Below are 22,531 nucleotides of genomic sequence, written 5' to 3'. Positions count from 1 at the left end.
CCCGGTTCCCCGGTCTATGCCTTTGGCGGCATCGCCGGGGCCCGCCTGCAGCTCCCCGAGCCGGTCGCGCGCCGACGAGACCTTCCCGGTCGCGTCGTCGAGTGCGCTGACCGTCGAGTCTCGAGCGTCGCTGAGGCGGTCTTCTGCGCTCAGACCCGCATCCTTCAGCTGCTCGCTGATCGCCTCTGCGACCGTCGACACGAACGTGCTGTTGATCTGGCGGTCGAGTGTCGAGGCGCCGACGTCGGTGATCTTCGGTGCGATCGCGTTCGCCTTCTCGTTGACGAAGTACTTCAGCTCTGGGCGGGTGAACTCGCCGGTGGTGATGCTCAGGAAGTCCCGGCTGAAGTCGGGCGGGATGATGATCGCGGCGTAGCTGCGACCGCTGCGCACGGCATCCATCGCATCGTCCTCGTCGACGAACTGCCAGCCGAGCTGGTCGTTCTGCTTCAGCTGGTCGACGAGCTCGCCGCCGACGTCGATGTGACCCGTGAGGTCGGAGGAGGCACCCGCATCCTGGTTGACGATGGCGACGCTCACCTGCTGCGTGTTCGAGTACGGGTCCCAGAAAGCGACGATGTTGAACCACGCATACAGCGACGGGGTGACGATGACCCCGATGATGATGATCCACGCCTTGCTGACGCGGGCCAGCCGGCCGAGGTCGCGGCGGTAGACGCTCCAGGCGTTCGGCTTGGCGTCGATGGTCGGGTCGCTCACGCGGGTGTCTCCGTGACGTCGGGGTGGGCGGTGAGAAGACTGTCGGTCTCGCGCCACGACAGTCCGGCGATGCTCAGCACCGTGCGGACAGCGAGGCTCGCAGCACGCACGCTGGAAGCGTCGGTGCGGGCGACGACAGTGCGCGCGACCTCCTCGATGAGGCGCGAGAGTGCGGGCGCCGCCATGTCGGTGCGGAAGCTGCCATCGTCCTGGCCGCGCTGCACGAGCTGCGCGACGGCTCTGCGCAGGGGCGCGAGAGCGGCGGCGGTGTGCTCGACGTGGGCCTCGTCGAGGGCGAGCGCGGCGGCGAACTGCACGTGCGCGGCTTCCTGCCACAGGCGCGCGGTGAGCCGGGCGAGGGCGATGCGGGCGTCGGCGTCTGCGACCGACTCGGCGATCGCGTTGAACCGCTGCGCTCCCGTGCTGATCAGCTCGCGGATCAGGGCGTCGCGGTCGTCGAAGTGGCCGTAGAGGGTGCGCCGGCTCAGTCCCGCGCTGCGGGCGATGACGTCCACGCTCGCGTGCGGGTCGAGTGCGAGGGTGCTGCGCGCGGCATCGAGGATGCCGGCGCGATTCGCGAGCGCGTCGGAACGAAGCGAGCGGGTCATGGTTCAACGATAACTATGTTGCACAGTGATGTGCAATATAGTTCGGTGAATTCTCAGCGAGGGAAGGGGAAGCCGAAGCGGGCTGACGATCACACAGAAGAGGGCGGATGCCGAAGCACCCGCCCTCCTCGTACCGTGGGGGTCAGTCGGTGCCGGAGTCGAACGCCGCACCCTCGGATGCGGCATCCACGGCCTCGGCGAGGGCCTCGTCGCTCTCCTCCACCGCGCCCGTGATCTCGGATGCCTCGCCCGCCGTCACGCGTCCGACGAGTTCGCCCGTCGCGCCGCCCACGAGGCCCAGGCCCGCGTACTGCTCAAGGCGGGCGCGCGAGTCCGCGATGTCGAGGTTGCGCATCGTGAGCTGTCCGATGCGGTCGACGGGACCGAAGGCGGCGTCGCCCACACGCTCCATCGAGAGCTTCTCGGGGCCGTACGACAGGTTGGGGGAGACCGTGTCGAGGATCGTCCAGTCGTCGCCGCGGCGCAGGCGGATCGTGACCGAGCCCGAGATCGTCGACCCGACCCAGCGCTGGATGGACTCGCGCAGCATGAGCGACTGCGGCTCGAGCCAGCGTCCCTCGTACATCAGGCGGCCCAGGCGCCGGCCCTGCTCGTGATAGGTGGCGAGGGTGTCTTCGTTCAGGATGCCGTTGACCAGGCGCTCGTACGCGATGAACAGCAGCGCCATGGCGGGGGCCTCGTAGATGCCGCGCGACTTGGCCTCGATGATGCGGTTCTCGATCTGGTCGCTCATGCCCAGGCCGTGGCGTCCGCCGATCGTGTTGGCCTCCATGACGAGGGCCACAGGGTCGGAGTACTCGACGCCGTTGATGGCGACGGGGCGGCCCGCCTCGAACGTGACCGTGACGTCCTCGGTCTCGATGGCGACGGACGGGTCCCAGAACTTCACGCCCATGATCGGGTCGACGGTCTCGAGCGAGACGTTCAGGTGCTCGAGGGTCTTCGCCTCGTGCGTGGCGCCCCAGATGTTGGCATCCGTCGAGTACGCCTTCTCGGCCGAGTCGCGGTACGGGAAGCCGTGTGCGACGAGCCACTCGCTCATCTCCTGGCGACCGCCGAGCTCGGTGACGAAGTCGGCGTCGAGCCACGGCTTGTACACGCGCAGGCGCGGGTTGGCGAGCAGCCCGTAGCGGTAGAACCGCTCGATGTCATTGCCCTTGTAGGTCGAGCCGTCGCCCCAGATGTCGACGCCGTCCTCCTTCATGGCGCGCACGAGCATCGTGCCGGTGACGGCGCGGCCGAGCGGCGTGGTGTTGAAGTAGGTCTTGCCGCCGGAACGGATATGAAACGCACCGCACTGCAGTGCGACCAAGCCCTCTTCGACCAGCGCGGTCTTCGCGTCGATCAGGCGCGAGGCCTCGGCGCCGTACTCGAGCGCGCGGCCCGGGATCGAGGCGATGTCGTCCTCGTCGTACTGCCCGAGGTCGCCGGTGTAGGTATAGGGGACAGCGCCCTTGTCGCGCATCCACGCGACCGCCACAGAGGTGTCGAGACCTCCGGAGAATGCGATGCCGACGCGCTCGCCGACGGGGAGGGACTGCAGGACCTTGGACATGCCCTCCAGTCTATCGGCGCGCGGCACGGCGACTTGGTGGGGTGACGCGGGGGCGGGCGCCGTGCGCGCGGGTCCGGCGTCGGGATGCCGCGATGCGGTCGCGTCAGGACGAGGCGAGCTCGCCCTGAGGGGTGTCGGCGTCGGTGAGCGCCTCGAGGAAGCGGATCACAGCCTCGCGGTCGTCCGCGCTGAGAGATGCCGCCGCCGAGAAGCGTCTGGCGTGCTGCCGGCCGATCGTTTCATGGGCGGAGAGCCGGGTGCTCTCGGTGACCTCGAGGCATGTGGTGCGGCGGTCGTGGGGATGCGGGACGCGCACGAGATGCCCGCCGGCGACAAGCCGGTCGACGAGCTTGGTCGTCGAGGCGCTGGAGATGCCGACCTCGTGGGCGACGTCCTTGGGCGTGACGATCTCGCCGCTCTCGGTGGCGCGGATGATCATGCGGATGGCGCGCATGTCGCTCTCGTTGAGCTTCATGTACCGTTTGGATGCTTCGGCGAGCGCTCGGGATGCGACCTGCCATTCGCGCAGCGCCTCGAGCACGCGATAGCACTGCTCGATCTCCTGAGCCGTGAGGTCGGAGCGGTGGGCGAGGTCGGAGTCGCGCGAGAAGTACTGCATCACCGCCCCCTTCTGCGCTGCTGCCTCTCATCGACTTCTCTCTGTCGACGGTGCGCGATCCCATCATAACTGTTACGCTTGGCATACTTCTCGCTTGGCTAAAAAATGGGAGTCGAGGAAGGCGGTGTCGAGGTGGAGATGGTCGTTCTCGTCGATGACGCCGGTGCACCCATCGGCATGCACGACAAGCAGACCGTGCACGGCGAATCCACCCCGCGCCACCTGGCCTTCTCGTGCCACGTCATCGATGCGCAAGGGCGTCTGCTCGTCACGCGCAGGGCGCTGAGCAAGCGCACCTGGCCGGGCGTGTGGACGAACTCCGTGTGCGGTCATCCGGCACCGGGGGAGAGCATGGAGGACGCCGTCCGTCGCCGCGCCGCTTTCGAACTGGGGCTCGAGGTCGCAGGAATCGTCTGCGCTCTGCCGGACTTCGGCTACTCGGCGCGGGATGCGTCCGGCATCCAGGAGAACGAGTTCTGCCCCGTCTTCGTCGCCCGAGCGGTCTCCGCCGTGGAACCGAATCCCGACGAGGTGGCCGAGTTCCGCTGGGTGGATCCGGCGGATCTCGTGGCGGCGGTGGGCGCCGCTCCCTGGGCCTTCAGCCCTTGGCTCGTGGCGCACCTCGCGGATCTCGCGCCGCACCTGACGGCGACGACCACGGCGGGCGCCCATGTCTGAGCGCACCATCGAGCGCACCGCGTTCGATGAGAACACGTCCGACGAGACCGCGTTGAACGAGCGACTGCGCGAGGCGCTGACTGCCGCGACGCGCCGTGCCCCGTCGTCCTCGGTTGCGTTCGAACGCCTGTGGAGCACGCTCGCGGCCATGACGGCGGGCGGGAAGAAGCTCCGTCCCCGCCTCCTGCTGGACGCCTACGCGGCCCTGGGCGGGTCCGATGAGCGGGCGGCGATGGATGCCGCGTGCGCGGTCGAGCTCCTCCACCTGGCGTTCGTCATCCACGACGACGTGATCGATCGTGATCTGACCCGACGTGGCGAGCTGAACATCACGGGGGCGTTCGCAATGGATGCCGTGATGCTCGGCGCGAGCCACGACGACGCGCGCGCCTGGGGCGAAGCATCCTCGATCCTCGCCGGCGACCTCATGCTCACGAGGGCCCACTCGCTCCTCGCCCGCATCGATGTCGATGCCGAGCGCCGGCACGCGCTGCTGGACGCGTTCGAGGACGCCGTGCACGAGAGCGCAGCCGGAGAGCACCGCGACGTGTGGCTGAGCATGCACCTCGAGCCCGCCGGCCCCGACGAGGTGCTGTCGATGATGGAGCAGAAGACCGCCGCGTACTCGTTCCAGGCGCCGCTCGTGCTCGCGGCGATCCTTGCCGGCGCAGCGCCGTCCGTCATCGCCGAACTCACCGGGATCGCCCGGCGGATCGGCGTGGTCTATCAGCTGCGCGATGACGTGCTCGGCCTCTTCGGAGACGAAGGGCGCACGGGAAAGTCGACGGTGAGCGATCTGCGCGAGGGCAAGGAGACGCTGCTGAGCGCGTGTGCGCGCTCGGGCGCCGGATGGTCCGAGGTCGAGCCGCTGTTCGGCGACGCGACTGGACGAGGCGGGCGGGAGCGCCTGCGTCAGGTGGTCAGGGAATCCGGCGCACTCGCGATCGTGGAATCCGTCATCGCCGGGCGGCGCGACGAGGTCCATCGACTGATCGCGGAGGCGGAGCTGCCCGACGCCCTCCGCGAGCGACTCGCCGCGATCACCCGGGCGTGCGGCGCGAGGGACGCATGAGAGCCGCGGGCATCGACCTCTACAACGCGACCGCGGACGTCAGCGCCGCGACGGTCATCCGGCGCTACTCGACCTCGTTCGGATGGTCGAGCAGGCTCCTGCCCGCGGCCATGCGCGACGACATCGCCCACGTCTACGCGCTGGTCCGGCTCGCGGACGAGCTCGTCGACGGCCCGGCCGAGAGCGTCGGGGTGGATGCCGCGACCCGGGGCATCCTGCTCGACGAACTCGAGGCCGACACCGAGCGCGCCCTGTCTCTCGGCTTCAGCACCAATCTCGTCGTGCACGCGTTCGCCCTGACCGCCCGCGCGCACGGCATCGGCATGGACCTGTGCCGACCGTTCTTCGCCTCCATGCGCCGGGACCTCGACACCTCGGCTCTCGATGCTGCAGGACTGGATGAGTACATCCACGGCTCGGCCGAGGTCGTCGGGCTCATGTGCCTGGCCGTGTTCGAGGCGGGCGCGACCCGCGAGGCGGCCGCGCGCGAGCAGCTGCGCTCCGGCGCCCGTCGCCTGGGTGCGGCGTTCCAGAAGGTCAACTTCCTGCGCGACTTCGCCGAGGACCATGATCAGCTCGGTCGCGCCTACTTCCCCGGCACATCGACAGCGCTCACCGACGAGGCGAAGGGAGAGATCGTCCGTTCCATCCGTGCTGATCTGCAGGCCGCCGACGAGGCGATCCCTCTACTGACGGCAGGATGCCGACCCGCGGTCTGGGCCGCGAGGACGATGTTCGGCGAACTCGCCGACCGCATCGACTCGGCCCCGGCGGCGACGCTCATGCGCACGCGGGTGAGCGTTCCGGCATCCGTCAAGGCCCGCATCCTGACGCGCGCCCTGGCCATGAAGGCGGCTCGCGCGTGAGGACGGGAAGGGGCGCTCGCGGCAGGCGAGCGGCGCGACCGGCATCCCGCGTCATCGTCATCGGCGGCGGCGTGAGCGGCCTCGCCACCGCCTGTCTGCTCGCGCGCGACGGTCACCGTGTCACCGTGCTCGAGAAGAACCCCGATCTCGGCGGGCGGGCCGGGGCCTGGGAGCAGGACGGCTTCACCTTCGACACCGGACCGTCGTGGTACCTCATGCCCGAGGTGTTCGAGCACTTCTACCGGATGCTCGGCACGACGACGGCCGAGCAGCTCGACCTCGTTCCGCTGCAGCCCGGCTACCGCGTCTACGGCGAGCCCCGGCAGAACGACCCCCAGGCACCCGTCGACGTGAGCACGGGGGTCGACGCCACCGGCGCACTGTTCGAGAGCCGCGAGCGCGGCGCCGGCATCCGTGCCCGCCGTTACCTCGCCTCCGCGTCGAAGACGTACCGGGCGGCGGTGCGCTCCTTCCTGTACAACCCGTTCTCCTCATGGCGCGACTTCGCATCTCCTGCGGTGCTCGCCTCCGTCCCCGCCGTCGTCCCGCTGCTGTCCCGGTCGCTGTGGTCGTTCGTCGCGCGCCGCTTCCGCGACCCGATGCTGCGGAAGATCCTCGGCTACCCCGCGGTGTTCCTCGGCACCTCGCCGTTCGACGCTCCGGCGCTGTACCACCTGATGAGCCACATGGACCTCGTCGACGGCGTGCAGTACCCCCGCGGCGGGTTCCGCGCATTCGTCGCGTCGCTCACCGCGCTCGCCCGCGAGAACGGCGTCGAGATCCTCACCGGCAACGACGTCACGGCGATCATCAGCGAGAACGGGCGCGCACGAGCCGTCGAGGTCGAGCGGGGCGGCCGGACGCAGCGGCTGGATGTCGACATCATCGTCTCGGCGGTCGACGAGCACCACACCGAGACCGTGCTGCTGGCGCCCTCCGACCGCTCGTATCCCGCAAAGCGCTGGGACGCCCAGGTCTCGGGACCGGGCGCCGTGCTCGTCATGCTCGGCGTCGAGGGGCCGCTGCCCGAACTCCTGCACCACTCGCTGTTCTTCTCCGACGACTGGCACGACAACTTCGACGCGATCTTCGGGGCGGCCCCGCGGGTGCCGAAGACGCCCTCGATCTACGTCTGCCGGCCGAGCGCCACCGACGACGACGTCGCGCCCGCCGGCGCGGAGAACCTGTTCGTGCTCGTCCCGCTGCCGCCGGACGTGGGTATCGGGCACGGTGGGATCGGCACGGAGGGCGATACCGCCGTGAACGCCGTCGCGGATGCCGCGATCGCGCAGATCGCCGAGTGGGCGGGCATCCCCGATCTCGCCTCCCGCATCGTCGTGCGCCGCACCGTCGGACCCGCCGACTTCGCGGCGCAGTTCAACAGCTTCCGGGGCAGTGCGCTGGGGCCGGCGCACACGCTCGCGCAAAGTGCGTTCTTCCGCGGCGTGACCCGCTCGCGTCGCGTGGACGGGCTCTTCTACACCGGCGCGACGACGGTCCCGGGGGTCGGCCTGCCGATGTGCCTGATCAGCGCCGAACTCGTGCTCAAGCATGTGCGGGGCGACCATGGCCCCGGCCCGCTGGCGACGCCTGCGGAACCCGGGACATCGCGCGCGGAGGTGCGATGAACCTCGTCTACGCGGCCGCGCTGGTGGTCAGCACGGCGTGTCTCGTGCTGCTCGACCTGCGCTACGCGCTGGTCTTCCGGCGGCGTCCGCTCGCGGGCGTTGCCGCCCTCGTCATCGGACTGCTCTTCTTCATCGCGTGGGATGCCGCAGGCATCTCCCTCGGCGTCTTCCGCCACGTCGACTCGCACTGGGCGACCGGCCTGCTCCTGGCGCCGGAGTTCCCCGTGGAGGAGCTGCTGTTCCTCGTCTTCCTCAGCTACCTCACGCTGATCCTGCTGAGCGGCTGGCAGCGCCTGCGCACCAGGGAGGGTTCACGATGACGTACCTCCTGCTGTCGCGCCGTTCCTCGCCGTCGGCATCGTCGTGTTCCTCATCGGGGCAGCCGCCGCGCATCGCACCGGTGCTGTCCGGGCGTACTTCTCGTCCTGGGCTGCGGCGGCGGTCGTGCTCGTCGTCCTGACCGCGGTGTTCGACAACATCATGATCGCCGCCGGTTTCTTCGACTATCGCGAGGACGGCATCTCCGGCATCCGCCTCGCTCTCATGCCCGTCGAGGACTTCCTCTACCCGATCGCCGGCTCCCTCCTGCTCGCCGGTGTCTGGCGGTTGCTCGGCGGCGAGCGCGAACCGCAGAGGAGGGCGGATGCCTGAGAACGCGGTCCGGACCCTGCTCGTCGCGTCGCGGCCGCTGAGCTGGATCAACACGGCCTACCCCTTCGCCGCCGTCTACCTGCTGACGACCGGCACCATCGACGCCGCCTTCGTCGTCGGCACGCTGTTCTTCCTCGTGCCGTACAACCTCGCGATGTACGGCGTGAACGACGTGTTCGACTACGAATCCGATCTCGCCAATCCCCGCAAGGGCGGGGCCGAGGGGGCGAAGCTCCCTCCCTCCCTGCACCGGGCGACGCTGTGGGCGTCGGCCGTCCTGGGCGGGGCGTTCGTGGTCGCGCTCGTCGTCCTCGGAGCCGGCCGGCCGGTGTCGTGGGTCGTCCTCGCCGTGAGCCTGTTCGCCGTGCTCGCCTACTCGGTACCCGGCCTCCGCTTCAAGGAGATCCCCGTCGTCGACTCGATCACTTCGAGCACGCACTTCGTCTCCCCGGCGCTCTACGCCGCAGCGCTCGCCGGCACGACGCTCACGCCTGCGCTCATCCTCACGCTGATCGCGTTCTTCTGCTGGGGCATGGCCAGTCACGCGTTCGGCGCAGTCCAGGACATCGTCCCCGATCGAGATGCCGGGATCGGTTCCATCGCGACCGCGCTCGGCGCCGCTGCGACGGTGCGGATCGCCGTCGGGCTCTGGCTCGTCGCAGGCCTGCTCATGCTGTTCGCGCCGTGGCCGGCGAACCTGGCGGCGCTCGCCGTGCTGCCGTACATCGCGATCGTCGCGCCGTATCTGAACATCGACGACGGTCGGTCGGCGTCGGCCAATCGTGCCTGGCGCCGCTTCCTCGTCATCAACTACGCCGTGGGATTCGGCATCACGATGCTGCTGATCCTGTGCTGGACGGAAGGACTCTTCGCATGACCCGCGTACTCGTCACCGGAGCCACCGGATACATCGGCGGCCGCCTCGTGCCGCAGCTGCTGGATGCCGGGTACGACGTCAGCGTGTACGTGAGGTCGGCGTGGAAGCTGCGGGACGTGCCCTGGCGCAGCCGCGTGAAGGTGTTCTCGGGCGACCTGGCCGACCCCGTCGCGACCCGGCGGGCGATGAACGGCGTCGACGTCGCCTTCTACCTCGTGCACGCGATGAGCGCAGGGCGGGGCTTCCGGAAGGCCGAGAAGCAGACCGCCGAGACCTTCGCGGATGCCGCCGCAGCGGCCGGTGTCCGCCGCCTGGTCTATCTGGGCGGGCTGCACCCCGACACCGACGACCTGTCCGAGCACCTGGCGTCGCGGGCCGACGTCGGCCGCGTGCTGCTCGCCTGCCCGGTGCCGACGATCGTGTTCCAGGCCGGGATCGTGATCGGTTCCGGCTCGGCATCCTTCGAGATGATCCGCCACCTCACCGAGGTGCTGCCGTACATGCCGGCTCCCCGCTGGGTGCGCAATCGGGTGCAGCCCATCGCCGTCCGCGACGTGCTGCGGTACCTGGTGCACGCAGTCGGCGTGGATGGCGACCTCAACCGGACCTTCGACATCGGCGGGCCCGACGTGCTCCGCTACGGGCAGATGATGAACGGCTACGCGGTCGAGGCGGGGCTGCCGCAGCGGCACATCGCAGCCCTCCCCGTCCTCACGCCCTGGCTCGCCTCCCAGTGGGTGAGCCTGGTGAGCCCCATTCCGCGCCAGATCGCGGTGCCCATCATCGCGTCGCTGCAGAACGACTGCGTCGTGGGCGAGCACGACATCGACCAGGTGATCCCGCCGCCGAGGGAGGGGCTGCTGCCGTATCGCACGGCCGTGCGCCTCGCGCTGCGCCGCGAAGCCGACGGCGAGGTCGAGACGAGCTGGCAGAGCGCGACGGTTCCCGGCGCTCCGAGCGACCCGCTGCCCAGCGACCCCGACTGGGCCGGGCACACGGTCTTCACCGATCTGCGGGAGCGCCGCAGCGTCGCGTCACCGGGAGCGGTGTGGAACGTCATCGAGGCGATCGGCGGCGAGAAGGGCTGGCACTCGTTCCCGCTCGCGTGGGCTGCTCGGGGATGGATCGACCGGCTCGTCGGAGGGGTGGGGATGCGCCGCGGCCGCCGCAATCCCTCGCGGGTGAACAGCGGAGACGTCATCGACGTGTGGCGCGTGGAGTCCATCGAGCGCGGGCGGATGCTGCGCCTGCGGGCCGAGATGCGGATGCCGGGGCGCGGCTGGCTGGAGCTCGGGGTGGAGCCCGCCGAGGGCGGGAGCACCTACCGCCAGCGGGCCGTGTACTTCCCCAAGGGGCTCAGCGGCCGGCTGTACTGGCTGGTGCTGCTGCCGTTCCACGGGATCATCTTCAACGGCATGGCCGCGAGCATCCTGCGCGAGGCGGAGCAGACGGAGAAGGCGGACCAGGCGGGCCCCGCCGAGGATGCCGGTACGGGCGAGAAGGAGCGAGCACGATGAACCAGCGCGACGAGAGCACGAGCCAGCGGCGGGAGGCCAAACCCGCCGCCGCCACTGGGGCATATCGGGCGGAGGGGGAGCTCGTCCCCTCCGCCACGAGGGCCACCAGCGCGGGTCCGGAGCACACCGCGGTCCCGATGCCCTACGACGCCATCCTGTTGTCGGGGTTCGGGGGACCTGAGGGTCAGGACGACGTGCTGCCGTTCCTGCGCAACGTCACCCGGGGCCGCGGCATCCCGGACGAGCGGCTCGAGCAGGTCGCCCACCACTACCGGCACTTCGACGGCGTGAGCCCGATCAACCAGCAGAACCGCGAGCTGCTGCAGGCGCTGCGCGCGGCGCTCGCAGACGAGGGCATCGACCTGCCCGTGTACTGGGGCAACCGCAACTGGGCGCCGTACCTGGACGAGGCGCTGACCGAGGCCGCCGCCGACGGCATCCGCACGATGATCGCCATTCCGACGAGCGCGTACTCGTCGTACTCGTCGTGCCGGCAGTACCGAGAGGACTGGGCCGATGCGCTGGAGGCCGCGGGGCTGCAGCAGAGCCTGCAGATCGACAAGGTGCGCCAGTACTTCTCGCATCCCGGCTTCATCCGCCCGTTCGTCGACGGGCTGCGCGATGCGCTCGCCGGGGCGCGAGAGGCCGGTCACGCGGACGACGCGATCGAGGTGCTGTTCTCGACGCACAGCATCCCGACCGAGGATGCCGCGCTCTCCGGCGGCGAGACGTTCGCGGGCGTCGATGGCGGCGGCTACGTCGCGCAGCATCTGGCCGTCGCGCGCGAGGTGATCGCCAAGGCGGCCCCAGGGATCTCGTGGCAGCTCGTGTTCCAGTCGCGATCCGGCCCGCCCACGCAGCCGTGGCTCGAGCCCGACATCAACGACGCGATCGAGGCTCTGGACGCGCGCACCGCCGTGATCGTCGTGCCGCTGGGGTTTGTGAGCGACCACATGGAGGTCATGTGGGACCTCGACACCGAGGCGCGCGAGACCGCCGACGAGCACGATCTGTGGTTCGTGCGGACGCCGACGCCCGGCACCCATCCCGCCTTCGTCAGCGCCCTGGTCGACCTCGTCCGCGAACGGATCGCCGGAATCCCGGTCGAACGGCGCCTCAACGAGACGGAGCTCGGACCGTGGTTCGACGTCTGCCGAGGCGGATGCTGCGCGAACCCGCGGCTCGGATTCAAACCGGCGATCGCGGGGCTGCTGCCGTAGGCCCGATGCCGGCGGACGGATGCCGGGGCTAGGGTGAGTGCATGGGAGAGGCGATCCTGTGGGGAGCCGTGGCGTCTGCGCCCCTGCTCGTCGGGGCCGTGCTCGCGATGCTGCGGACGTGGCCGCAGCGTCTGCTCGGCATCGTCCTGGGCTTCGGCGCAGGGGCCCTCATGGCGTCCATCGCGTTCGAGCTGTGGGAGGAGGGCCTGGACCTCGGCGGCCCCATCCCCCTCGTCATCGGGGTCGCGGCTGGCGCGCTGACGTACTACGTCGCCGACCGGATCGTCGAGCGCCGGGCATCCGGTCAGAAGGGCGCGGGCGGCCCGCTCGCGGTGGGCGCACTGCTCGACGGCATCCCGGAGCAGCTCGTCCTCGGCATCGGCCTGGCATCCGGAGAGGGCGTCAGCGTCGCCCTCGTCATCGCGATCGTCGTCTCGAACCTGCCGGAGTCGATCGGCTCGGCCGCCGACCTCCTGGACGGCGGGATGAAGCGTGCGCGCGTCTTCTGGCTGTGGGCGGGTGTCGCCGCGGTCTGCGCGCTCGCGACCGTCGCGGGTGCGGCGCTGGCGGATGCCGTCGGCCCCGACTTCCGCGCCGGAGCCAGCGGCTTCGCCGCCGGTGCGCTGCTCGTCATGCTCGTGGACTCGATGGTGCCCGACGCCCAGTCCAAGGCGAAGGAGTCGACGGGGCTCGCCACAGTCCTCGGCTTCGCGCTCGCCGCGGGGCTCTCGCTCGCTTCCTGAGCTTTCGCCGGCCTTGCTATCTTGAGTCCGTGCTGAACTATCTCGATCCGAGCGGACCCGGTGCAGGAAACTCGGTTCTCGCGCCCGTGATCGGTATCCCGGTCACCCTCATCCTCTCGGTGGTGGGGTACATGGTAGTCGGTCGTACGCTCGGGTTGTCACGCACTAGCCGCACGTGGGTGGCCGTGACGATCTTGCTCGTCGGCGTGCTGCTCACGTTCACCGTCTATGCGCTTTGGGGATCGAGGCTGGCGCTGAAGTCATTCAACGATGAAGTCAGTCTTCCCATGACGTTCCAACAAGAAGAACGAGAAGGGTCATTTACGCTGCACGAGGATGGCAGCGCGGTGCTCGAGGAGGTCGTCCTCGGGTCCAGGGTGGATGTCGTCGCCGGTCGGCGGTGCCTCAGCGGTGAGATCACAGCAGTGAGCGGAGAGGGCGCGTGGTCCTTCGCGGATGACGGCAAGCTCGTGCTCGCGGCCGACGGCAAGCGAACGCTCCTCGTCCCTGAAGATTCTTTGGTGATGTCCGACGGCTGGCGCAAGACCTACATGGCCACGCCATGCGATCAAGAGTTCGCGGACATCTATCGCGCATCTAGTTCGGAATGACCGAGCGCGTCCGACGCGGTCAGATCATGCGGAAGTCGACCCCGAGCCGCACATAGGTCGGCTCTGCTCGGCGGTCGCACGAGAGCAGGGTGACAACTGCCGCCTTCGCGGCCAGGCCGACCAGCCCGTCGTACACGGCGCCGCCCGCGATTCCCGCGTTGATGAATGTCTGCGCCGCGCGCAGTGCCTGCGGCTCGGGCAACGCCACCGAGGACGGGAACACCGTCTCGAGGATCTCGCCTACCCGCTCGGGCCGGATGCGGGCAGAACCGGGCAGGCGAGTGAGGACCGAGTACGTCTCGATCAGCGCGTGGCCGGCCAGGCCCAGGACGGCTCCGGACGTCGCTTCGTTCGCGGCATCGTGCGCGGGATCCACGTCGCGGAGCAGCGCGAGGGCAGCGCTGGTGTCGAGGAGGAGGTCAGCGCTGGTCGGCAAGGCGCAGTTCTCGGATCTGCTCGGGCGTGAGGACCGGGCCGCCCGTGATCACGAGCCGCCCGTCCTTCTCGATCACGTTGTCGTGCATCTCGACCTCGATGCGGATCCCGGTGCCGTCCATGATCAGATCGACCGGCCCCGGCACCATTCCCAAGCGCTCGCGCAGCACAGCGGGGATGACGATCCGCCCTGCCTTGTCCATGGTCGCCTTCATGCCATCAGAATACCACCCGAATGGCGCACCCGGTCAGAACCCCGGGTATTCCTGCATCCGCTCCTGGAATTCGGCCCGGTCGGCGTCGCTGAGCAGCTCGGGGGCGAGGACGTAGATCTGCAGTCCCTCGAGCGGTTCGCCGGACCCGGCGCTCTCGGCCTCGCGCTCGGCGCGCAGCTCGCCCGCCGGATCGTTCGAGAGGTCGTGGATGACGGCGTAGAACCGCAGCGGGTCGGGGTAGTTGTCGGAGTACCACTCCCAGGTGTGCTGGGTGCGCGGGTCGCTCGACCCGTAGAACTTCTGCAGGATCGTGTCGTCGAGGCTGGAGGAGGGATCGTTGAACGAGTACAGTCCGTACATGTCGTACTGCGTGACCACCTCTTCGATCACGCCCATCACCTCGAGCTTGCGGTCGTAGTCCTGGATGGGCTCGTTCGTCGCCCACGGCACCGAGGTGTACTGCACGAGCATCGACTCGCCCCCGTAGCCGTTGCGCTCGGGGCGCAGATCCTCCTGGCCGATCTCGGACCACGTGTACCCGAACCGGTCGCTCAGGCGGCGACGGATCTCGGCGAGCATCGCGTCGCTCTGCTCCCTGACCTCCTCGAGCGACGGCTGCAGGAGGATCTCATCCGCCGATCGGTCCTTGACGCCGGGGTAGGCCTCCTCGTGCTTCTGCTCGGCGGTCTTCTCGCCGCCGTAGCTGCCGGATGCCGAGGTCTGCAGCGCGCTCGCCGCTCCCACGGTCGCGACGTTGAGCAGCAGGACGATGACCAGGGCGGATGCGCCGAGCACTCGGCCGCGCGAGGTGCACAGCGCCGCGACGACGACCCCGAGCACCACCAGCTGCAGCGTCAGCATCGTCACGCCGTACAGCAGGTCGGTGCCGCCGGCCAGCAGCGCGCCGAGCAGCACGAGGGCGAAGAGGATCGCGGCGACCAGGGCGATCCAGCCGATCGCGTTGGCGGACTGCTTCTCGGTCGTCTCCGTGACCGTGCCGACGATCGGTGCGGGGGCTGCGGCCGCCGTGCGCCGGGCGCCGTGATACCCGCCGGGCGGGGGAACCGGCGGTGCACCTTCGGCACCCGTGAGGTAGCGCGCGCGCTTCGGATCTACCATGGCCTGTCCGTCCCGCCGCCGGGGCCGTCCTCGCCGTCCTCGTTCTGCTGACGCTCCTCGGCGCCCTGCTCGAGCTTGTCCTGCAGCTCGTCGAGCTTGTCCTGATCCGGGCCGGTCGGCTGCTCCTGCTCGCCCTCGTCCTCGGGCGGAGCGGGCTGCCCGTTCTGGTCCTGCTGCTTCTCCTGCAGCCTGTCCTCCAGGTCGTCGAGCGTGTCGCTCATGTCGCGCTGCGGATCGGGAGACTGCTCATCCGCCTCGTCGCTGCTGCACTCCGCGGGCGTCTCGGCCGTGACCGTGAGGGCTTCGCCGTACAGCTGCGCCGCCGCCTCGCCGTCACCGTCCGCGCGCGCGGCATCGCCCTGTCTTTCGATCACGAGCGCTAGGTTCACCCGGACGGCGCAGACCTCCAGCCCGGATGCCAGGGGCAGAGCCTCTTCGAGTTTCGCCCTGGCCGCGTCCAGTTCGTCCGCACCGGCGAGCGCCGTGCCGACGTTGTACGGGGCCTTGTACGGCTCGAACCAGTTCAGCAGCTCCTGACCCCGGGCCGCTGCGGTCGATCCGGCGTAGTCGCCGGCGACGTAGGTCGAGATCGCCTGATGCGCGAACCCGTACATGCTCAGCAGCTTGCCGACGAGCAGGATCGCCGCGAGCGTCATCGGGAGGGAGCCGAGCGCGATCCAGCGGCGGATGCTGCGCCGCCGCCTGTTCGCCGCCAGCAGTGCCGCCGCGGCATCCTGCTGCGCCTGCGTGGTCGTGATCGTCATGCGTCACCCCCGCGGATCGCGAGGCCGCGCAACTGCACGACGAGCATCGCGGCGCGCGCGATCTCGACGCACAGCAGCAGGGCGATCAGCCCGGCGAACACCCAGTACAGCTCGATGACGTTGCCGACCGAACCGCTCTCGGCGTGGTTCGTCGTGGTCGCCGGGGCCGCCGGCAGGTCGATCGCTGTGGCGGCATCCCGCACCTGCAGCGGCACGCCCAGCTCCTCGGCGACCGTCTGCAGGTTCGCCTCGTCGATGACCGACATGGCCGGTTCGCCCTGGTACTCGATGTAGCCCTGATCGCCGCTGAACGAGCCCGAGGTGACCTTCATCGGGCCGCCGTCCGTCGTGCCGTAGCCGAGCACGGATCCTCCGTCGACGTAGGCGGCGCTGCCGGAGAACGACTCGGGGTCGCTCGAGACGGTCTGCTCGCCGTCGCCGAGGTAGAACACCATCCGCGAACGCTCCGGGGACTGCTCCGCGGCTCCGGCGAGGGTTTCCTGCGCCATGGCCGCGGCGATGCCGATCGAGCTGCCCCGCGACTGCGAGGTGACCTCGGGGCGCAGGATCTCGAGCGACGACATGAGGGCCGTGGCATCCGTGGTCAGCGGCAGTCGCTGCTCGGCCGTCGCGTCGAACGTGATCAGCGCGAAGCGCGCCCCCGGGTACTCGTCGACGATCGACTGGACGTCGGCGCGCACCCCCTCGAGGCGCGGCCGGTCGCCGTCCCAGTCCTCCGCCACGATGCTCGCCGTGGTGTCGAGCACGATGACGATGTCGGTGTCCGTCGCGAGGGTCTCTGACGTGCCGCCGGGGATGCCCGGCCGCAGCAGCATCAGGAAGCAGGCGAGGAGCATGACCAGGCGCAGCGCCCACCAGCCTGCGCCGGCGCCCGTCGAGGGGGCGGCCGACGACGTGGAGCCCGCTCCAGCGCCGGATGCGCGCGCCGCGCGCACCAGCATCCACACCGCGAGCCCCCACGCCGGCGCGAACAGCAGCACCAGCAGGAACACGTTGAGCACGGGTTGGAAGATCACAGTCTGACCCTCCACATCAGCACGACGAAGCCGAGCGCGAACGCGAGCAGCACGGCGATCCACGCATTCGGGGTGTCGGTCCGCACCACCTGCGCCTGACCGCGCAGCTCGGTGGCGTCCTGCTCCTGCACGTCGTCGATGATGTCGGCGACGGTCGTGGTGTCGCGCAGGCCGTATGCCTCGCCGCCGGTCGACTGCACCGCGGCGACGAGCTCGTCGCTGAGCTGCGTGTTCACGCCCTGCACGGGATTGAGCGCGAACACCCGGATGCCGGTGGATGCCGCGTAGTCGGCCGCCTCCTGCAGGGTGACGATGGATGCTCCGGCGAGCTCGTTGTCGGTGGCGAGGATGATCGACCGGCTGCGCTCGTCGTCCTGATGGTCGAACCGCATGGCGCATGCGGCGAGGCCATCGCCGATGAGCGACGCGCCGGGGCCGTTGAGCGTGCCGACCCAGTGCTCGGGGATCTCGTCGACGAAGTCGAAGCTCTCTCGGATGCTCTGCAGATGCGTGCGGATGAACTCGTAATCGTCGGTCAGCGGGAACACCTGCACGGGGGAGCTGTTGAAGATCGTCAGTCCGATCCGCTCGCCCTCGAAGCCGTCCAGCAGCTCCTCGAAGACGCTGAGCACTTCGACGTCGACGTCGCTCATGGAACCGGAGACGTCCAGGCACAGCATGATGTCGCGGCTGGTGTTCACGGGCTGGATGGTCTGCGACGACAGGGGGCGCGCCGCCACGACGCCGGCCACGATCGCCGCGATGACGCTCAGCGACAGGATCCCGGCGAGAGCGGCCGTTCGCCGGTTCACCGCCCGTCGGAACGACGGCAGTGTGCGCAGTCGCTCGGCCCGCGCGATCGGTGCGCCTGCCTGCGCGCGGTGCCGTGCGCTGCGGCGGATCCCGATCAGCAGCCCGATCACGACGGCCGCGATGACGAGCGCGGCTGCGATGAGGATCACCCACCCGTTCGCTAGTGCCATGTCGCGACCACCTTCCGCGCGGCCTCGGCACCGGCGTGCGGATCGATGGCGGCGCCCCGTTGGAAGATACTCGGGTAGTAGTGCCGGCCGATCGCATCGACGAGCTCGGGTCGGACGCCCATCCGCACGAGGTCGTCGAGGGCGAGAACAGGTGCCTCCAGGCCGCTGTACTCGTTGACGAACGAGCGCACGGAGCGGCTGAGTTCGAGATTCGCCGCGCGGGCGTCGATCACTCCGGCCTGGAAGGCCGCCTCGATCCGGTCGATCGCCGTGGTGTATTCCGTTCGGAGCATAGACAGCATGTCGCTCGTCGGCGGGGTCACCGGCGGTGCTCCGACGACGGTGATGCTGCGCCTCGGGCGGGTCAGGAGCACGACGAGCCATCCGGCGAGGATCAGCACCGCGATGATCCCGACGGAGAGCAGGATCCAGCCCCAGCCGTACTGGACGGGAGGGTAGAGCTCGTCAGGGGCGGACATGCGCCCTCCGATTCAGCATGCGCAGCAGTGCGCCCACGGCGGCATCCTGCGTGTCGAGCGCGGCCCTGCTGATCTCCAGCCGGTCGAGGAGGGCGTCACGCCGCGCGGCATCCGCCTGCGCGTGGGCGGCGACCTCGTCGAGGACGGCCGCGTCTCCGTGCACGAAGTCGGGGATCGTCCAGTGCGAATCGACGTCGGCCCTGGCCGCGTGAGACCGCCCTGCCAGGACGGGATCGGCGTCGTGAAGGGTGATCCAGAGCACGTCGTGCTGCACGCGCAGGCGGCGCAGCATCCGCTCGGTCTCGTCGGTCACGGGTGCGTCGTCGGTCACGATCACGACGATGCACCGGCGTGCGATCGTGCGCGCGACGAAGGCGAGCAGGGCGTCGCGATCGCTGGGGGCGGATGCCGTCGTGATCGCGTCGTCGAGCGTGCGCAGCGCATGCTCGAGGGCCCCTTCGCTGCGTCCGGGTGCACGACGGCGGATGCGCTCGGCGTCGCCGTGCACGACGCTGAAATCATCCCCGTGGCGCAGCGCCAGGATGCCGAGGGCGCCGGTGGCGAGGATCGCGAGGTCCTTCTTGGGCTTCTCGTCGTGCGCGAGAGCGGTCATCGACAGCCCGGAGTCGACGACGAACAAGATCGTGTGCATCCGGTTCGCGCGGTGACGCTTGACGAGCGGTTCGCCCTGGCGGGCCGTCGCACGCCAGTCGATGTCGCGGATCTGATCGCCGTACTCGTACTGGCGCAGATCCTCGAAATCGAGGCTGCGGCCGTGCAGGAGCGACGCGTACGCGCCGTCGAGGGCGTGCATCGACTTCTGCGACGAGTGGATGAAGAGCTTGCTCTTCACCTGGGTGATCAGACTTGCCACGATCCCTGAGCCTGCCTGAGGTTACGGGGTGGGGACGACGGAGAAGATCTCGTCGATGATCTCCTCGCTGCGCACGCCCTCGGCGTCGGCCTCGAAGGTCAGCAGCACGCGGTGGCGGAGGACGAGGTGTCGCAGGGTGCGGATGTCCTCGGGCAGCACGTGCGATCGTCCGTTCAGCAGCGCGAGGGCGCGCGACGCCTGCAGGAACGCGATGCTCGCGCGGGGGCTGGCACCGTACTTGATGAACCGCGCGCGCTCCTCGCCGATGTACGGGGCGGGGTTGCGGGTGACATAGGCGATGCCGACGATGTAGTTGCGGATCGCGGCATCCACGTAGATCTTGGACGCCGTCGCCTGCAGGGCCTGGACGTCCGCGAGCGAGACGGCGCCGGCGACGTGCCGGTCGGGGTCGAGCACGCCGGAGTCGATGCGGCCGAGGATCTCGACCTCGTCGGCGGGGCTCGGATACTCGACGATCTCCTTGAGGAGGAACCGGTCCATCTGCGCCTCGGGCAGCTCGTACGTGCCCTCCTGCTCGATCGGGTTCTGCGTCGCGATCACGAGGAACGGCTTGGGGAGGGGGTGCACCTCGCCGCCGATCGTGGTCTGGTGCTCCTGCATCGCCTCGAGCATGGCGGACTGCGTCTTGGCGCTTGAGCGGTTGATCTCGTCGAGCAGGACGAAGTTCGCGTGCACGGGACCCAGGACGGTGCGGAACGAGCCGGTCGCCGCGTCGTAGATCTGGTTGCCGGTGATGTCGCTGGGCAGCAGGTCGGGGGTGCACTGGATGCGCTTGAAGCTCGCCTTGACCGTGTCGGCGAGGGTGGATGCTGCGGTCGTCTTCGCAAGGCCCGGGACGGACTCGAGGAGGATGTGACCGCCGGCGACGAGCGAGATGAGCAGGCTCGTGCGCAGCCGCTCCTGGCCGACCATCTTCGCCGAGTACGCCTTCGAGATGACATCGAGGATGCCGGATGCCCGGCGCATCTCGGTGTCGGTCGGGGCCGTCGCGACGGCGGGGCCGGCGCTGGTCGCTGTGCCGGCGTTCCCGGTCGCTGTCGCGGCGTTCCCGGTCGATGTCGCGGCGCTCCCGGCTCCTGCGGCGGTCGAGGGGGTCGCGGGTGCGGCGACCCGTGGTGCGGGCGGGCGCGGCGGAGGGGAGGGGCGCGGGCACTCCGGTCCGTGCGGCGTTCGACTCGCTCATCCTGCCAGCGTAATCGGGGCGCGCCCGTGGCGGCGGGGCTGGGGATGGGTAGGAGTTCCCGTCGGCCGCGGCGAGTCGGAAGGAGGGCCACCAGGTCGTCACGGATCCTGACCTGCGGTCAGTGCAGCGGTCACCGCCCGCGGCGCGTCGGACCCCCTCCGATAGGATGGATCCGCCCGAAGAGGGCCAGCTCATCGGCCGGTGCAAACCCGGCGAAAGCAAGGGGGACAACCCATGCCAGGAATCGTTATCGTCGGCGTCCAGTGGGGCGACGAAGGCAAGGGCAAGGCGACCGATCTGCTCGGCGACCGCACCGACTGGGTCGTGAAGTTCAACGGGGGCAACAACGCCGGTCACACCGTCGTCGTCGGCAACGAGAAGTACGCGCTGCACCTGCTGCCCAGCGGCATCCTCTCTCCCGGCGTCACACCGGTGATCGGCAACGGCGTCGTCATCGACCTCGAGATTCTCTTCGACGAGCTCACCGCGCTGTCGGCACGCGGCATCGACGTCTCGAAGCTGAAGGTGAGCGCGAACGCGCACATCATCACGCAGTACCACCGCACGCTCGACAAGGTCACCGAGCGCTTCCTCGGCAAGCGCAACATCGGCACGACGGGCCGCGGCATCGGACCGGCGTACGCCGACAAGATCAACCGCGTCGGCATCCGCGTCCAGGACCTCTTCGACGAGAACATCCTGCGCCAGAAGATCGAGGGCGCCCTCGAGCAGAAGAACCACCTGCTCGTGAAGGTCTTCAACCGCCGCGCCGTCACGTGCGACGAGATCATCGAGGACCTGCTGTCTTACGCCGAGCGGCTGCGTCCGATGGTCGCCGATACCGGACAACTCATCGACAAGGCGCTCGACCGCGGCGACGTCGTCGTGTTCGAGGGCGGCCAGGCGACCATGCTCGACATCGACCACGGCACCTATCCGTTCGTCACCTCGTCCACCGCGACAGCGGCGGGCGCGGCATCCGGCTCCGGGGTGGGACCTGGGCGTCTCGATCGCATCGTCGGCATCGTCAAGGCGTATACGACCCGCGTCGGCTCGGGCCCGTTCCCGACCGAGCTGTTCGATGAGCAGGGCGACTGGCTGCGCTCGGCCGGCTTCGAGTTCGGCACGACGACGGGCCGCCCCCGCCGCGTCGGCTGGTACGACGCCCCGATCACCCGCTACGCCACGCGCATCAACGGCATCACCGACCTCGTGCTCACCAAGCTCGACATCCTCACCGGCCTCGAGCAGATCCCGGTGTGCGTCGCGTACGACGTCGACGGCGAGCGCTTCGACGATGTTCCCGTGAACCAGACTGACTTCCACCACGCGAAGCCGATCCTGGAGTACTTCCCGGGCTGGAAGGAAGACATCTCCACCGCGCGCACGTTCGACGACCTGCCGCGGACGGCGCAGGACTACGTGCTCGCGCTCGAGAAGATGAGCAAGACCCGCATCTCAGTCATCGGCGTCGGTCCGGAGCGCGACCAGGTGATCGTCCGCCACGACCTCGTCTGACGTGATGGGCGAGGGCGTGAGGGGTCGCGAATCGTCGCCTCAGCGACGGAGAGGCGACCAGATGCGCCCCCTCCCGAACCGCGCGGCGAGCGAGGGGTCGTGAATTGTCGCCTGAGCGACGGGGATACGACCACTTGCGTCCCCTGTCGGAGGGCTCGAGCGTGAGGATGCACGTGTGACGCGGTTCTGGGTCGGCGGCTACGGCCCCGACATGGACGGGGATGCCACCGGCATCGGCCTGCTCGAGGGCGACGAGGGCCGCGAGCCGACGACTCTGGCGTACCGGGGAGCCGTGACAGCCGCGGCCTCGCCGTCGTGGCTCGCCGCGCACCCGACGCTCGATGTCGTCTACGCCGGGCTCGAGGGATCGGGCACGGTGCAGGCGTTCGCCCGCAGCGGTGAGCGGTCGCTGACTGCCCTCGGCGCTCCCGTCGAGGTCGGCGACGGCGTCTGTCACCTCGCCGTCGCGCCGCACGGCGGGTACCTCGTGGCCAGTTGCTACGGCGACGGCCGGGTC

26 protein-coding genes are annotated in these 22,531 nt (G+C 69.7%); 13 read left to right on the top strand and 13 right to left on the bottom strand.

The window, feature by feature from the left end; all coding sequences use genetic code 11:
- From HWX58_RS14600 to HWX58_RS14585, 4 genes are all read right to left on the bottom strand, one after another.
- Nucleotides 1-720, bottom strand: a 720-nt coding sequence (locus HWX58_RS14600; protein WP_250646286.1) for a YhgE/Pip domain-containing protein, incomplete at its 3' end; no start/stop codon positions are given.
- The gene (locus tag HWX58_RS14595; RefSeq protein WP_175988957.1) at nt 717-1,328 is read right to left on the bottom strand and encodes a TetR/AcrR family transcriptional regulator; all 612 of its coding nucleotides are present in this window, start codon (nt 1,326-1,328) and stop codon (nt 717-719) included. The genes HWX58_RS14595 and HWX58_RS14600, both read right to left, overlap by 4 nt.
- A gap of 142 nt (nt 1,329-1,470) precedes the next feature.
- Nucleotides 1,471-2,904 (bottom strand): argininosuccinate synthase, encoded by a 1,434-nt coding sequence (argG, locus tag HWX58_RS14590; protein ID WP_175988955.1) that lies wholly within the window; start codon nt 2,902-2,904, stop codon nt 1,471-1,473.
- Nucleotides 2,905-3,007: 103 nt separating this feature from the next.
- Nucleotides 3,008-3,523, bottom strand: coding sequence for a MarR family winged helix-turn-helix transcriptional regulator (locus HWX58_RS14585; RefSeq protein WP_175988953.1), 516 nt, complete (start codon nt 3,521-3,523; stop codon nt 3,008-3,010).
- A 105-nt stretch (nt 3,524-3,628) separates the two neighbouring features.
- Here HWX58_RS14585 and idi point away from each other — a divergent pair, with 105 nt between their 5' ends.
- The 11 genes from idi to HWX58_RS14535 are packed head-to-tail and all read left to right on the top strand — an operon-like array spanning nt 3,629 to nt 13,386.
- On the top strand, nt 3,629-4,201 hold the full coding sequence (gene idi, locus HWX58_RS14580; RefSeq protein ID WP_250646285.1) for an isopentenyl-diphosphate Delta-isomerase: 573 nt from the start codon (nt 3,629-3,631) through the stop codon (nt 4,199-4,201).
- Complete coding sequence (locus tag HWX58_RS14575; protein ID WP_175988951.1) at nt 4,194-5,273, top strand: polyprenyl synthetase family protein; 1,080 nt, start codon at nt 4,194-4,196, stop codon at nt 5,271-5,273. Before idi ends, HWX58_RS14575 begins: the two co-directional genes overlap by 8 nt.
- Nucleotides 5,270-6,139 carry a phytoene/squalene synthase family protein gene (locus HWX58_RS15225; protein ID WP_250646284.1) on the top strand — a complete coding sequence of 290 codons (870 nt, stop codon included), beginning with the start codon at nt 5,270-5,272 and terminating at the stop codon, nt 6,137-6,139. Before HWX58_RS14575 ends, HWX58_RS15225 begins: the two co-directional genes overlap by 4 nt.
- Complete coding sequence (gene crtI, locus HWX58_RS14570; RefSeq protein ID WP_250646283.1) at nt 6,136-7,767, top strand: phytoene desaturase family protein; 1,632 nt, start codon at nt 6,136-6,138, stop codon at nt 7,765-7,767. Before HWX58_RS15225 ends, crtI begins: the two co-directional genes overlap by 4 nt.
- Entirely contained in the window at nt 7,764-8,087 is a 324-nt protein-coding gene (locus HWX58_RS14565) for a lycopene cyclase domain-containing protein (RefSeq protein WP_175988948.1), read from the top strand. Before crtI ends, HWX58_RS14565 begins: the two co-directional genes overlap by 4 nt.
- A 43-nt stretch (nt 8,088-8,130) precedes the next feature.
- Nucleotides 8,131-8,418, top strand: coding sequence for a lycopene cyclase domain-containing protein (locus tag HWX58_RS14560; RefSeq protein WP_250646282.1), 288 nt, complete (start codon nt 8,131-8,133; stop codon nt 8,416-8,418).
- On the top strand, nt 8,411-9,295 hold the full coding sequence (locus HWX58_RS14555) for a prenyltransferase (RefSeq protein ID WP_175988946.1): 885 nt from the start codon (nt 8,411-8,413) through the stop codon (nt 9,293-9,295). The genes HWX58_RS14560 and HWX58_RS14555 overlap by 8 nt, the downstream gene beginning before the upstream one ends.
- Entirely contained in the window at nt 9,292-10,812 is a 1,521-nt protein-coding gene (locus HWX58_RS14550; RefSeq protein ID WP_175988944.1) for an SDR family oxidoreductase, read from the top strand. The genes HWX58_RS14555 and HWX58_RS14550 overlap by 4 nt, the downstream gene beginning before the upstream one ends.
- Nucleotides 10,809-12,032, top strand: coding sequence for a ferrochelatase (locus HWX58_RS14545; RefSeq protein ID WP_175988942.1), 1,224 nt, complete (start codon nt 10,809-10,811; stop codon nt 12,030-12,032). Before HWX58_RS14550 ends, HWX58_RS14545 begins: the two co-directional genes overlap by 4 nt.
- Before the next feature lie 41 nt (nt 12,033-12,073).
- Complete coding sequence (locus tag HWX58_RS14540) at nt 12,074-12,775, top strand: ZIP family metal transporter (protein ID WP_175988940.1); 702 nt, start codon at nt 12,074-12,076, stop codon at nt 12,773-12,775.
- Between the two features lie 29 nt (nt 12,776-12,804).
- Complete coding sequence (locus tag HWX58_RS14535; RefSeq protein WP_175988938.1) at nt 12,805-13,386, top strand: hypothetical protein; 582 nt, start codon at nt 12,805-12,807, stop codon at nt 13,384-13,386.
- A gap of 19 nt (nt 13,387-13,405) precedes the next feature.
- On the opposite strand, the gene HWX58_RS14530 is transcribed toward HWX58_RS14535, so the two are convergent.
- From HWX58_RS14530 to HWX58_RS14490, 9 genes are read right to left on the bottom strand one after another with little or no spacing between them, the layout of a single operon-like run.
- Nucleotides 13,406-13,822, bottom strand: a complete 417-nt coding sequence (locus HWX58_RS14530) for a PIN domain-containing protein (protein ID WP_175988936.1) — start codon at nt 13,820-13,822, stop codon at nt 13,406-13,408.
- Nucleotides 13,806-14,036, bottom strand: coding sequence for an AbrB/MazE/SpoVT family DNA-binding domain-containing protein (locus HWX58_RS14525; protein ID WP_250646281.1), 231 nt, complete (start codon nt 14,034-14,036; stop codon nt 13,806-13,808). Before HWX58_RS14525 ends, HWX58_RS14530 begins: the two co-directional genes overlap by 17 nt.
- 33 nt (nt 14,037-14,069) lie before the next feature.
- Nucleotides 14,070-15,155, bottom strand: coding sequence for a hypothetical protein (locus tag HWX58_RS14520; protein WP_175988934.1), 1,086 nt, complete (start codon nt 15,153-15,155; stop codon nt 14,070-14,072).
- A complete protein-coding gene (locus HWX58_RS14515; protein WP_175988932.1) occupies nt 15,149-15,919 on the bottom strand; it encodes a hypothetical protein in 771 nt (256 codons plus the stop codon). Before HWX58_RS14515 ends, HWX58_RS14520 begins: the two co-directional genes overlap by 7 nt.
- Entirely contained in the window at nt 15,916-16,956 is a 1,041-nt protein-coding gene (locus HWX58_RS14510; protein ID WP_175988930.1) for a vWA domain-containing protein, read from the bottom strand. The genes HWX58_RS14515 and HWX58_RS14510 overlap by 4 nt, the downstream gene beginning before the upstream one ends.
- Nucleotides 16,953-17,939, bottom strand: coding sequence for a VWA domain-containing protein (locus HWX58_RS14505; protein WP_250646280.1), 987 nt, complete (start codon nt 17,937-17,939; stop codon nt 16,953-16,955). The genes HWX58_RS14510 and HWX58_RS14505 overlap by 4 nt, the downstream gene beginning before the upstream one ends.
- Nucleotides 17,930-18,418 carry a hypothetical protein gene (locus HWX58_RS14500; RefSeq protein ID WP_175988928.1) on the bottom strand — a complete coding sequence of 163 codons (489 nt, stop codon included), beginning with the start codon at nt 18,416-18,418 and terminating at the stop codon, nt 17,930-17,932. The genes HWX58_RS14505 and HWX58_RS14500 overlap by 10 nt, the downstream gene beginning before the upstream one ends.
- The gene (locus HWX58_RS14495) at nt 18,405-19,292 is read right to left on the bottom strand and encodes a DUF58 domain-containing protein (protein ID WP_175988926.1); all 888 of its coding nucleotides are present in this window, start codon (nt 19,290-19,292) and stop codon (nt 18,405-18,407) included. The genes HWX58_RS14500 and HWX58_RS14495 overlap by 14 nt, the downstream gene beginning before the upstream one ends.
- 21 nt (nt 19,293-19,313) lie before the next feature.
- On the bottom strand, nt 19,314-20,279 hold the full coding sequence (locus HWX58_RS14490; protein WP_175988924.1) for an AAA family ATPase: 966 nt from the start codon (nt 20,277-20,279) through the stop codon (nt 19,314-19,316).
- Nucleotides 20,280-20,730: 451 nt separating this feature from the next.
- Between HWX58_RS14490 and HWX58_RS14485 the strand changes: the two genes are divergently transcribed.
- Entirely contained in the window at nt 20,731-22,014 is a 1,284-nt protein-coding gene (locus tag HWX58_RS14485) for an adenylosuccinate synthase (protein ID WP_175988923.1), read from the top strand.
- 175 nt (nt 22,015-22,189) lie between these two features.
- Nucleotides 22,190-22,531 (top strand): beta-propeller fold lactonase family protein (locus tag HWX58_RS14480; protein ID WP_175988921.1); only part of this gene is annotated, 342 nt, incomplete at its 3' end.

The organism is Microbacterium tenebrionis (assembly GCF_903645325.1).
GTDB classification, from domain to species: domain Bacteria; phylum Actinomycetota; class Actinomycetes; order Actinomycetales; family Microbacteriaceae; genus Microbacterium; species Microbacterium tenebrionis.
The sequence above is the reverse complement of the archived record's forward strand: the minus strand, read 5'-3'. Positions and strand labels throughout refer to the sequence as shown.